The 11,628-nt window shown below is 71.6% G+C and carries 11 protein-coding genes; 8 read left to right on the top strand and 3 right to left on the bottom strand.

All coding sequences use genetic code 11. From position 1 onward, the window contains the following. Position 1 precedes the first annotated feature (1 nt). The 3 genes from D9V37_RS02265 to D9V37_RS02275 are packed head-to-tail and all read left to right on the top strand — an operon-like array spanning position 2 to position 4,967. Positions 2–736, top strand: coding sequence for a CDP-alcohol phosphatidyltransferase family protein (locus D9V37_RS02265; RefSeq protein WP_121804482.1), 735 nt, complete (start codon positions 2–4; stop codon positions 734–736). After that, positions 733–2,469 (top strand): NAD-binding protein, encoded by a 1,737-nt coding sequence (locus tag D9V37_RS02270; RefSeq protein WP_121804483.1) that lies wholly within the window; start codon positions 733–735, stop codon positions 2,467–2,469. Before D9V37_RS02265 ends, D9V37_RS02270 begins: the two co-directional genes overlap by 4 nt. Next, positions 2,466–4,967 carry a DEAD/DEAH box helicase gene (locus D9V37_RS02275; protein WP_121804484.1) on the top strand — a complete coding sequence of 834 codons (2,502 nt, stop codon included), beginning with the start codon at positions 2,466–2,468 and terminating at the stop codon, positions 4,965–4,967. Before D9V37_RS02270 ends, D9V37_RS02275 begins: the two co-directional genes overlap by 4 nt. Here the strand turns inward: D9V37_RS02275 and D9V37_RS02280 are convergent. Both D9V37_RS02280 and D9V37_RS20840 read right to left on the bottom strand, forming a co-directional pair. Further along, entirely contained in the window at positions 4,964–6,409 is a 1,446-nt protein-coding gene (locus D9V37_RS02280; RefSeq protein ID WP_121804485.1) for an aldehyde dehydrogenase, read from the bottom strand. The two genes, D9V37_RS02275 and D9V37_RS02280, sit on opposite strands and share 4 nt — an antisense overlap. 112 nt (positions 6,410–6,521) lie before the next feature. Next, positions 6,522–6,644, bottom strand: a complete 123-nt coding sequence (locus tag D9V37_RS20840; protein ID WP_269778356.1) for a hypothetical protein — start codon at positions 6,642–6,644, stop codon at positions 6,522–6,524. Positions 6,645–6,715: 71 nt separating this feature from the next. Here D9V37_RS20840 and ychF point away from each other — a divergent pair, with 71 nt between their 5' ends. From ychF to D9V37_RS02300, 4 genes are all read left to right on the top strand, one after another. Continuing rightward, the gene (ychF, locus tag D9V37_RS02285; RefSeq protein ID WP_121804486.1) at positions 6,716–7,792 is read left to right on the top strand and encodes a redox-regulated ATPase YchF; all 1,077 of its coding nucleotides are present in this window, start codon (positions 6,716–6,718) and stop codon (positions 7,790–7,792) included. A 69-nt stretch (positions 7,793–7,861) separates the two neighbouring features. Beyond that, entirely contained in the window at positions 7,862–8,518 is a 657-nt protein-coding gene (locus tag D9V37_RS02290; RefSeq protein WP_158604350.1) for an HAD family hydrolase, read from the top strand. 68 nt (positions 8,519–8,586) lie between these two features. Next, positions 8,587–8,856 carry a GlsB/YeaQ/YmgE family stress response membrane protein gene (locus D9V37_RS02295; protein WP_121804488.1) on the top strand — a complete coding sequence of 90 codons (270 nt, stop codon included), beginning with the start codon at positions 8,587–8,589 and terminating at the stop codon, positions 8,854–8,856. Positions 8,857–8,864: 8 nt separating this feature from the next. Next, positions 8,865–9,356 carry a hypothetical protein gene (locus D9V37_RS02300; protein WP_121804489.1) on the top strand — a complete coding sequence of 164 codons (492 nt, stop codon included), beginning with the start codon at positions 8,865–8,867 and terminating at the stop codon, positions 9,354–9,356. Here the strand turns inward: D9V37_RS02300 and D9V37_RS02305 are convergent. Continuing rightward, entirely contained in the window at positions 9,334–9,615 is a 282-nt protein-coding gene (locus tag D9V37_RS02305; protein WP_121804490.1) for a hypothetical protein, read from the bottom strand. The genes D9V37_RS02300 and D9V37_RS02305 overlap by 23 nt on opposite strands. A 66-nt stretch (positions 9,616–9,681) precedes the next feature. On the opposite strand from D9V37_RS02305, the gene D9V37_RS02310 reads away from it, so the two are divergent. After that, entirely contained in the window at positions 9,682–11,559 is a 1,878-nt protein-coding gene (locus D9V37_RS02310) for a KUP/HAK/KT family potassium transporter (RefSeq protein WP_158604351.1), read from the top strand. Positions 11,560–11,628: the final 69 nt, after the last annotated feature.

Raw genomic sequence — 11,628 nt, forward strand, 5'->3', positions numbered from 1 at the left:
CATGACCGGACCTCGGCTGGCCGCTGCCCTGGTCCACGCCTACACGGCCACGGGCGCGGTGCTCGCGCTGCTGATGGTGCATCTCGCCTACCGCGGCGAAGTGCAGGCGGTGCTGTGGCTGTTCCTGGCCGCGATGGTCGTCGACGGCACGGACGGGTTCTTGGCCCGCCACTTCCGGGTGAAGGAGGTCATGCCGGGCTTCGACGGCGCTCTGCTCGACAACATCGTCGACTACCTCACCTACGCCTTCGCGCCGATGATCCTGCTGTGGACCAACGGGTTCCTGCCCGGTGGTGTGCTCGGCGGCGTCTGCGCCTCGGTGCCGCTGCTGGCCTCGTGCTACCAGTTCTGCCGCAGCGACGCGAAGACCGACGACCACTTCTTCCTCGGCTTCCCCAGCTACTGGAACGTCGTGGCCTTCTACGCCGTCGTCGGCGGGTTCGGGCACACGGCGACGGTGGTGGCGCTGGCGGTGTGCACGGTGCTGGTCTTCGTGCCGGTCAAGTACGTCTACCCCTCGCGCACCGAGACGCTGTGGTACCTCAACAACGGCCTGGCCGCGGCCTGGTTCGTCGCGTTCGCCGTCATCACCGCGCAGCTGCCCGACTCGGCCGACTGGCTGGTCGTGATCTCGCTGCTCTACCCGGCCTACTACGTCGCGCTGAGCCTGTGGCTGACCTTCGCTACGCACACCGGGCGCCGGGTCGCACCCGGCCGACCCGTCCTGGAGCAGTGACCGACCACCTCGAGGGGCACGTCATCGTCTGCGGCCTGCACGACGACGGCATGCGCCTCGTGGAGCAGCTGCGGCTGGCGGGAGCCACGCCGCTCGTGGTCGACGACGAGCCCGACCGGAACCTGCCCCACCTCCTGGCCGGCATGGGCGTCGAGCTGCTGCGCGAGGACTCCCGGCTGGAGTCGACACTGCGGGCGGCCGGCGTCGAGCGCGCCGCCGCGCTGGTGTGCACCGAGAGCGACGACCTGCACACGTTGGCCACGGCGCTGCTGGCCCGTGAGCTGCGGCCCGACCTGACGGTCGTCGCCCAGCTGCGCAACGCCGCGGTGGCGCGGGCGCTGGAGGACATCGGCGTCCGGGTGCTCGACGCCGCCGCGCTGGCAGCGCCGTCGGTGGCCGAGGCGTGCCTGCGCGAGGAGTCCCACCGGCTGGAGGTGGCGGGGCAGGAGTTCCTCGTGGTGCGCGCCGAGGTGGCCCGCGAGTGCGTGCTGCGCGAGGCCTACGGCGATCTCGCACCGCTGGCTCTGGAGCGAGCCGGTGGCGAGGTGCTCACCTCGCCGGGCCGCGACGAGCGCGCCGCACCCGGCGACGTCGTCGTACTGGTCGGGCCGGAGGCCGACGTGCGCGCTGCCGGCCTCGGCGCGCAGGACGCTCCGGCGATGCCGGCGTTCGTGGGAGCCCGCGCGCCGCGGGTCGGGCCTCGACGCACGACCCTGGTGCGGTTCCTGATCCGCGACATGGACCGTCGCTTCAAGATCGCAATCGCCACGCTGCTCGGCCTGATGGCGTTGTCGGTGACGCTGCTGATGGTCGGCTACCGCGAGCCGGACGGAACCCGGATGAGCTTCGTCGACGCGCTCTACTTCACCGTGGAGACCATCGGCACCGTCGGGTTCGGCGACTTCTACTTCCGCGACCAGCACACCTGGCTGCGGATCTGGGCGATCGTGCTGATGCTGGTGGGCGCGACCCTGGCCGCGGTGGTCTTCGCGCTGGTCACCAACGCCCTCATCGGGCAGACCATCGCGCAGGCGCTGGGCCGACGTCGGCTCACCGGCCTGTCCGGCCATGTCGTGGTGGCCGGTGCGGGTGCGGTGGGTATGGCGGTGGTCGACCTGCTCCGCGGCTGGGGCCACGACGTCGCGGTGGTGGAGGTCGACGAGGACAACCGGTTCCTGAGCCAGCTGCGCGCCCGCCACGTGCCGGTGATCATCGCCGACGCGACCCTGCCGGACACGTGGTCGACGGCGCGGCTCGACGAGGCGCGGGCGGTGGCGGTGATGACCAGCGACGACATGGCCAACATCGAGACCGGACTGGCCGTGCGCGACCTGCTCGAGGGGCGCGACCTGCCCGTGGTGCTGCGGACGTTCGACCCCCGGCTGCAGCGCACCGTCTCCCACAGCCTCGCCTTCTCCGACGCCCTCTCGCCCTCGGCCCTCGCCGCACCGTGGTTCGTCGGCGCCGCGCTCGGCTTCGAGGTGCGGCAGACCTTCTACGTGGCCGGGCGTCCCGTGCTCGTCGCGATGCTCGACGTACCGCCGCGCTCGCCGCTGGTGGGCCGGCCGATGAACGAACTGCCCGCGCGGATCCGCGTCGTCTCGCTGCACCGGGCGTCGGGTGAGGACGTGCACCTGCCACGTCGCGACGTCCGGTTCGAGCCGGGCGACCGCGCGACCCTCGCCGGCCCCTACGAGGAGCTGCTGGTGCTGATGCAGCACGGCCTGGCGTGACGGTCTCCTCAGGACCCACCGGCGCGCCGAGCGCCCTGGGCGACCAGATTCCCGCCGACGCCGACCCGGACGCGCTCTTGGAGGTCTTCACCGGCTGGGCGGCCGAGCGGGGACTGACGCTCTACCCGGCCCAGACCGACGCACTGCTGGAGCTGTTCACCGACGCGAACGTCATCCTGGCCACCCCCACCGGCACCGGCAAGAGCCTGGTGGCGGTCGGCGCGCACCTGCTCGCGCTCGCGCAGGGGAGGCGGACGTACTACACGGCTCCGATCAAGGCCTTGGTCTCGGAGAAGTTCTTCGACCTCGTGGCCATCTTCGGCGCCGAGCGCGTCGGCATGGTCACCGGCGACGCCAGCGTCAACGCCGACGCCCCGATCATCTGCTGCACCGCGGAGATCCTGGCCCGGGTGGCGCTGCGCGGCGGCGCCGACGCCGACGTCGGCCAGGTGGTGATGGACGAGTTCCACTTCTACGCCGACCCAGACCGCGGCTGGGCCTGGCAGGTGCCGCTGCTGGAGCTCCCGCAGGCCCAGTTCCTCTTGATGTCGGCCACGCTCGGCGACGTCACCCCCTTCGTCGCCGACCTGACCCGGCGCACGGGCCGCGAGACCACCGTCGTCGCCAGCGCCGAGCGGCCGGTGCCGCTGACCTTCGAGTGGGCGCTGACCCCGCTCCACGAGACGATCGAGGAGCTGCTGGGCACCCACCAGGCGCCTGTCTACGTCGTCCACTTCACCCAGGCCGCCGCCCTGCAGCAGGCGCAGGCGCTCACGAGCGCCAACGTCGCCACCCGCGAGGAGCGCGACGCCATCGCCGAGGCCATCGGCGGCTTCCGGTTCAGCCCCGGCTTCGGCCGGACGCTCTCGCGGCTGCTGCGCCACGGCGTCGGCGTGCACCACGCGGGAATGCTGCCGAAGTACCGACGACTGGTCGAGCAGCTCACCCAGCAGGGCCTGCTGAAGGTGGTGTGCGGCACCGACACGCTCGGCGTCGGCATCAACGTGCCCATCCGCACCGTGCTGCTCACCGGGCTCGTGAAGTTCGACGGGCGCCGGACGCGCCTGCTCAACGCCCGGGAGTTCCACCAGATCTCGGGCCGGGCGGGCCGGGCCGGGTACGACACCGCCGGCACGGTGGTCGTGCAGGCGCCGGAGCACACGGTGGAGAACCACAAGGCGCTCGCCAAGGCCGGCGACGACCCCAAGAAGCGTCGCAAGGTCCAGCGCAAGAAGGCGCCCGACGGTCAGGTGAGCTGGACCGAGGAGGCCTTCGACCGGCTGGTGGCCGCCGAGCCCGAGCCGCTGGTCTCGCGGATGCGGGTCACCCACGCGATGCTGCTCGACGTCATCTCTCGCGGCGGCGACCCGTTCGAGTCGATGCGTCGGCTGCTGCGCGACAACCACGAGGACCCCCGCTCCCAGGTGCGTCTGGTGCGCCGCGCGGTGGCGGCCTACCGCTCGCTGCTCGACGCCGGCGTGGTGGTGCAGGACGGCCGGATGGTCCGGCTGGTCGACGACCTGCAGCTCGGCTTCGCGCTCAACCAGCCGCTCTCGACCTTCGCGCTCGCCGCCTTCGACCTGCTCGACCGCGAGGTGCCGACGTACGCGCTCGACGTGGTGTCGGTCGTGGAGGCGACGCTGGAGGACCCGCGACCGGTGGTGATGGCCCAGCAGCACCTGGCGCGCGGCGAGGCGGTGGCGGCGCTCAAGGCCGACGGCGTCGACTACGACGAGCGGATGGAGCTGCTCGAGGAGGTCACCTGGCCCAAGCCCCTCGAGGAGGTGCTGGAGCACGCCTACGGCCTCTACCGGCACAGCCACCCCTGGCTCGGCGAGGACGCCCTGTCCCCGAAGTCGGTCGTGCGCGACCTCTACGAGCGGGCGATGAACTTCACCGAGTACGTGTCGTTCTACGGTCTCTCGCGCTCGGAGGGGCTGCTGCTGCGCTACCTCGCCGACGCCTTCCGCGAGCTGCGCCAGACTGTGCCCGAGGCGGCCCGCACCCCCGAGGTCGACGACCTGGTCGAGTGGCTCGGGGCCGTGGTGCGCCAGACCGACTCCTCGCTGCTCGACGAGTGGGAGGCGCTGACGAACCCCGAGCCGTCGGTCGAGGCCGCGCCGCGCCCGCCGGCCCGCTTCACCGCCGACGAGCGGGCGCTGACCCGGCTCGTGCGCAACGCGATGTTCCGCCGGGTGCTGCTGGTCGCGGCCGACGACGTCGACGGGCTGCTGGAGTCGTCGACCTGGTCGCGCGAGGAGTGGGACGCCGCGTTGGAGGCCTACTACGCCGAGCACGACTCGGTGCTCACCGGCCCCGACGCGCGCGGTCCGCACCTGGTCATCGTCGAGCGCGAGCCGACGTCGTGGCGGGTGCAGCAGATCCTCGACGACCCGGCCGGCGACCACGACTGGCGAATCACCGCCACCGTCGACCTCGCGGCCAGTGACGCCGAGGAGGAGCTGGTCCTCGACGTCACCGGCCTCGTGGCGATCTAGCTGAAGATCGTCTTCACCGCCTGGTAGGCGCCCAGCGCGTCCGGTCCGAGCTCGCGGCCGATGCCGCTGGCCTTGACGCCGCCGAACGGAGCTCCGGGGTCGACCAGGTAGCGGTTGATCCCGATGGTGCCGGTCCGCACCCGCCGCGCGACGTCCATGCCTCGCTCCGCGTCCGAGGTCCAGACGCTGCCGCCGAGGCCGTAGTCGGAGTCGTTGGCGATCCGGACCGCGTCGTCGTCGTTGTCGTAGCGGATCACCGAGAGCACGGGCCCGAAGATCTCCTCCTGCGCGATGGTGGACCTGTTGTCGACGTCGGCGAAGATCGTCGGCTGCACGAACCAGCCGGCGCCGTCGGGACGCCCGCCACCGGTGACCAGCCGGGCACCGTCGCCCTTCCCCTTCTCGATGTAGCTCTCGACCCGGTCGCGGTGCGACGTCGAGGCCATCGGACCGATCTGGGTGGTCGGGTCCATCGCGTCGCCGACGGCGAGGGAGGAGACGAACGTCGACATCACGTCCACGACCTCGTCGTAGCGCGACGCCGGCGCGAGCACGCGCGTGCCGAGGTAGCAGGTCTGGCCGTTGTTCATGAGGGTCGCGGCGAACAGGTCCTCGCCGATCTTGGACAGGTCGAGGTCTGCGTCGTCGAGCACGATCGAGGCAGACTTGCCGCCGAGCTCGAGGGTGACCGGCCGCAGCAGCCGGCCGCAGGTCTCGGCGATCTGCCGGCCCGCGGCGGTGGACCCGGTGAAGGCGACCTTGTCGATGTCGCGGTGCTCGACGAGGTAGGCGCCGACCTCGCGGCCACCGGGCACGATGTTGATGACGCCGGGCGGCACCTGGGAGGCCTCGACCGCCTCGGCGAAGAGCATCGCGTCCAAGACGGTCTCCGGCGACGGCTTCAAGACGATGGTGCACCCGGCGGCGAGGGCAGGGGCGTGCTTGAAGGAGGCCAGCGTCTGCGGGTAGTTCCACGGCGCCACCGCCCCGACGACGCCGATCGGCTCACGGCGCACCGTGGTGGTGCCGCCGAGCATGTGCGGGCGTTCCTCCTCGAACGACGCCTCGCGAGCCAGGCCGGCGAAGTAGCGCATCACGAGGACTGGGAAGCCACCCTCGAGCTGGGTGGCGATCGAGATCGGCATGCCGTTCTGGGCGCTCACCCGGCGGGCGAACTCCTCCGAGCGCTTCTCGAACTCGTCGGCCAGGCTGTCGATGGCGTCGGCTCGACGCGCCGGCTCCCAGCTCGACCAGCCCTGCGGGTCGTCGAAGGCGCGGCGGGCCGCGGCGACGGCGGCGTCGACGTCGGCCTCCATCGCCTCGGGGACGCTGCCGATGCGCTCACCGGTGCTCGCCGAGGTCACCTCGAACCGGCTCTCGGAGCTGGGATGGACCCACTCCCCGCCGATGTAGAGCTTGTCGTAGTCGATCTGGTCGCTCATCTGGTCGCCTCCGCGTTGAGGGACGGCCACCGGTCGTCGCCGTCGTCTGGCCAGTCAACCCGGGACGGGACGCTGAGACCAGGGTCACAGCCGATGAGTGTCTAGGAACTTCCTACGCGTCGACCTTCCCGGTCGGCAGCCCCTTGCCGTCGTCGTCGGCGTGCTCGAGCAGGGGACGGAGTCCGACGCCCTCGACCCCTCCGCCGAGACCGTCGTGGTCGATCCGCATCTCCACGCCACGTGTTCACCACACCGGGGTTTCGCCGACTTCGTGCGCGAGGAGCCGGGCCCGTAGAGTCGAGGCCCGTGGCTCTCACCATCGGAATCGTCGGCCTGCCCAACGCCGGCAAGTCCACGCTGTTCAACGCCCTGACCAAGAACGACGTCCTCGCCGCGAACTACCCGTTCGCCACCATCGAGCCCAACGTCGGCGTCGTCGGGGTCCCCGACGAACGGCTGCCGCGGCTGGCCGAGCTGTTCTCCTCCGAGCGCGTCGTGCCGGCCACCGTCGAGTTCGTCGACATCGCCGGCATCGTCAAGGGCGCCGCCGGGGGAGAGGGGCTGGGCAACAAGTTCCTCTCCCACATCCGCGAGGCCGCCGCCATCTGCCAGGTGACGCGCGTCTTCCGCGACGAGGACGTCACCCACGTCGACGGGCAGGTCGACCCGGCCTCCGACATCGGCACCATCCAGACCGAGCTGATCCTGGCCGACCTGCAGACGGTCGAGAAGGCGGTGCCGCGACTGGAGAAGGAGGCCAAGGGCCGCAAGGAGCTGCTGCCCGTCGTCGAGACCGCCAGGCAGGCACAGGCGGCGCTGGAGGCCGGGACGCCGATCATCGCCACCGATCTCGATCGCGACCACCTGCGCGAGCTGATGCTGCTCACCGCCAAGCCCTACCTCTACGTCTTCAACTGCGACGCCGACGAGCTGGCCGACGAGGACCTCAAGCAGCGGATGCGCGACCTGGTGGCCCCGAGCGAGGCGATCTTCCTCGACGCCAAGTTCGAGGCCGAGCTGGTCGAGCTCGGCGACGACGAGGAGGCGCGCGAGCTGCTCGCCGAGACCGGCGTCGACGAGCCCGGCCTCGACGTGCTGGCCCGCGTCGGCTTCGACACCCTCGGCCTGCAGACCTACCTGACCGCCGGCCCCAAGGAGTCGCGCGCCTGGACGATCGCCAAGGGCGCCACGGCCCCCCAGGCCGCGGGCGTTATCCACACCGACTTCGAGAAGGGCTTCATCAAGGCCGAGATCGTCTCCTACGACGACCTACTCGCGGCCGGCACCATGGCCGCGGCCAAGGCGGCCGGCAAGGTGCGCATGGAGGGCAAGGACTACGTGATGGCCGACGGCGACGTGGTGGAGTTCCGCTTCAACGTCTAGCCAGCGCAGGGGCGGCCATCCACGACGACCGGGGTCGCGCCGACGTACACGAGGAGAGGTGATCTGGCGGTGAGCGACATCGACACGGTCGTGTTCGACCTGGACGGGACCCTGGTCGACACCAGCTACCTCCACGTCGTCGCGTGGGACGCGGCGTTCTCGGCGGTCGGGGTCGAGGTCGCGCACCACGTGATCCATCGTGCGATCGGAATGGGTGGCGATCGTCTGGTGGCGGCGGTCGCGGGAGAGGCTGTCGAGAAGGCCGTGGGTGACGAAGTGCGCTCGCGCCACGACGCGCTCTTCGAAGAGCGCATCGGCGACGTGCACGCGCTGCCGGGCGCAGCGGAGGTGCTGACCGAGCTGCGACGTCGCGGCCTCAACGTCGTGGTCGCCACCTCGGGCCCGGCCGAGCAGGCCGACCGGCTGCTGGACCTGGTCGGCGGGGCTCACCAGCTCCACGAGCGATCGACCAACGAGGACGCCGAGCAGTCCAAGCCTGCGCCCGACGTCATCGACGTCGCGCTGGAGCGCGTCGGCGGATCACGAGCCGTCGTCGTCGGCGACGCCACGTGGGACGCCCGTGCCGCCAAGGAGCGCGGCCACCACATGATCGGCCTGCTCACCGGTGGGATCGGTGCGGACGAGCTCATCGAGGCCGGCGCGGACCAGGTCTTCGACTCCCCAGCGCACCTGCTCGACCATCTCGACCAGACCCCGCTGGCCTGACACCCACCCGGGTCGCCGCGAGACGTACGCTGCCAGGAGCGCACCCGGCGCCAGCCCGAGGAGAGACCATGACCGTCGCAGGCATCATCACCGCCATCATCATCGGCGCCATCCTCGGCGTCGTCGGCCGGATCCTGGCCCCGGGGAAGCAGAACATCCCGATCTGGCTGACCATCGTGGTCGGCATCGTCGCCGCGCTGATCGGCACCGCCATCGTCGGGCCGATGCGCGACACCAACGGAGTCGACTGGGTCGAGCTGATCGTCCAGGTCGTCCTCGCGGTCATCGGCGTCATCCTCGCCGCGCGCCTTTACCCCGGGAACCGCAACCGGGCCTAGGTAGGCCGATGCCGGTGCGCCTCGACGCCCGCACGGTGGCGCGGGAGATCGCGCTGGGCTACCTGACCGGGACCGCCGGTACCGCGGCGATGACAACCACCACCGCGCTGGAGAAGCGCCTGCGCTCTACCCAGGACCTGCCGGTGGACTACGACGCCACCGATCACGTGGTCGACGCCGCGTCGACGGTCCTGGGCTACCGGCCCAGGAGTGAGGCCGGGGCGAGAGCCCTGTTCCTGCTCACCCACTGGGGCTACGGGTCGGCGATGGCGATCGCGCACCGGCTGCTGGTGCGGCGGCTCGGACGCCCCGGTGCCGCCGGGGCGTTCTTCGCCGGGGTCCAGACGATGGCGTTCGTGCTGTTCCCGGTCGCGGGCGACACCCCGCCGCCCTCGCGGTGGCGCCGCGACGTCCTCGCCTCGTCGGTGGCGCAGCACCTGGTCTACGCGGTGGCCGTGGCGGAGGTCGACCGCCGGCTCACGCAGACGGGGCGGAGGTAGCCCTACCGCGCTCGCGCAACCAGGTCGAGGTTCCGGCAGGTAGTCCGCGCAGCTTCGGGATCCCGGCCACCGGGGCCACCATGATCGCGGGCGGCGACGGCGTCTCGGGAAACGACCACTTGAGCTGGTGGTACACCGCCGAGAGCGTGTCGTCGCTGTCGATGAACCACACGCTCGACGACACCTCCCAGATCTCGTGCCAGGGGCCGTTCCGGTCGGCGCGGTCCAGCTCGGGTGACCAGGCGAGGAAGACGGACATGATCCGACCCTGGGACAGCGGGACGGATGAGGCAACTCCGAAGCGTTGGCGTGCTTCGATGAGCCCGTGACGTCGCGCGGGCGGTCGGGAGCGGCCCTGTCGCTGGGCGCTCTAGGCGTCGTCTTCGGCGACATCGGCACCAGCCCGCTGTACGCGATGAAGGCGGTGCTCGGCGAGACACCGGCGATCGACCGGGCCTCGGTCTACGGGCTGACCTCCACCGTCATCTGGACCATGGCGATCGTCGTCTGCGCCCTCTACGTCGGACTGCTGATGTCGAAGGACAACGAGGGCGAGGGCGGCCTGCTCGCGCTGCTGGCCCTGCTGCGCCGGCACGCGACGTCGAAGCGGTTGGTGGTGGTGATGAGCTTCGTGGGCATCGCAGGTGCCGCCCTCTTCCTGGGCGACAGCGTGGTGACGCCCGCGATCTCAGTGCTCAGCGCGGCCGAGGGCCTGAAGATCGCAGCGCCCTCGGCGGGGGCGTTCGTGGTGCCGATCGCGCTGGTGATCCTCGCCGGCGTGTTCGTGCTGCAGCGGGTGGGCAGCGGCCGTATCGGCTTTCTCTACGGCCCCGTGATGCTGGTGTGGTTCGCCGTCCTGGCCGCCGCCGGCGTCGTCGCCGTCGCTCAGCGCCCCTCGGTGCTGCAGACGCTCTCGCCGACCTGGGCCGTCGACTACGCGCGGGAGGACCCCCTCGCCGCCTTCCTGGCGCTGGGCTCGGTGGTGCTCACCGTCACCGGCGCCGAGGCGCTGTACGCCGACCTGGGACACTTCGGCCGGCCCGCGATCACCCGGTCGTGGTTCGGGCTGGTGTTCCCCGCGCTGGTGATCGCCTACCTCGGCGAGGCGGCGCACGTCGTCGGCGACCACGGTGCCGCCCGCGACCCCTTCTACGGCGTCGTGGCCTCCTGGGCGACGATCCCCGTGCTGGTGCTGGCCACCCTGGCCACCGTGATCGCCTCCCAGGCCGTCATCGCCGGTACGTTCACCGTGCTGCACCAGGCCGGTGGCCTCGGGCTGTTCCCTTTTCTGCGCGCCCGCCATCCCTCGGAGGAGGAGGGCGGTCAGATCTACCTGCCGGCGGCCAACTGGACCCTGGGCGCGGCGGTGCTCGCCGTCGTCGTCGGCTTCCGGTCCTCGACCGCGCTGGCCTCGGCCTACGGCGTCGCGGTGAGCGCGACCATCCTCACCACGGTCGTCCTGTTCACGGTGCTGGCGGTGGTGCAGCGACAGCGGGTCCGCGCGGTGCTTGCGGCGGCGCTGGGCCTGTGCGTACTGGTGATCGCCGCGTCGACGGTGCGCAAGATCCCCTCAGGCGGCTGGCTCCCGGTGGCCGTCGGGCTGGTGCTGTTCGTGGTGATGTGGACCTGGTGGGTGGGCCGCGCGCGGCTGCGCCGGTCCCGTGCCCGCGACGAGCCGGCCCTGGCCGACCTCGTCGCGGACACCGGCGACGCCGCGGACCTGCACCGTCACGCCGGCACCACGGTCTTCTTGACCGACGACGGCGACCGGGCGCCGTTCGCGCTCCGTTTCCTGCTCGAGCGCGAGTCGGTGGTGCCCGAGCACGCGGTGATCGTGAGCTGGCGGGTCGACGACACCCCGGCGGCCGATCCGCACGAGACCGACGCGGAGGTCGAGCCGGTCGCGTGCGGAAGCCTGGAGCTGGTGAAGGTCAGCATGACGCTGGGCTACCGCGACCGGCTGGACGCGCAGAGCGTCCTGCAGCGCGCGGTCGAGCGCTCGCCGAAGACGCTGGCGGGCGTCGATCCCGACCAGGCGACCTACTTCGTCTCCGAGCCGCTGCCGCGGCTCGCCTCCGGCGGGCTCCCGCGCTGGCAGCAGCGCCTCTTCTGCGGGCTCCACCGGCTCGCGACGGACCGGGTGGAGCAGCTGCGGCTGCCCCGCGACCGGACGCTGGTGGTCGGCAAGGAGTATGACCTGTAGTTCCGGCACGCCGGCGTTTCGTCACCGACCGGGCCCGAAACGCCACGAAATCCCACTTTTTCGTCGAAA

Origin of the sequence: Nocardioides mangrovicus, from assembly GCF_003674065.1 — a bacterium.
Classification (GTDB): domain Bacteria; phylum Actinomycetota; class Actinomycetes; order Propionibacteriales; family Nocardioidaceae; genus Marmoricola; species Marmoricola mangrovicus.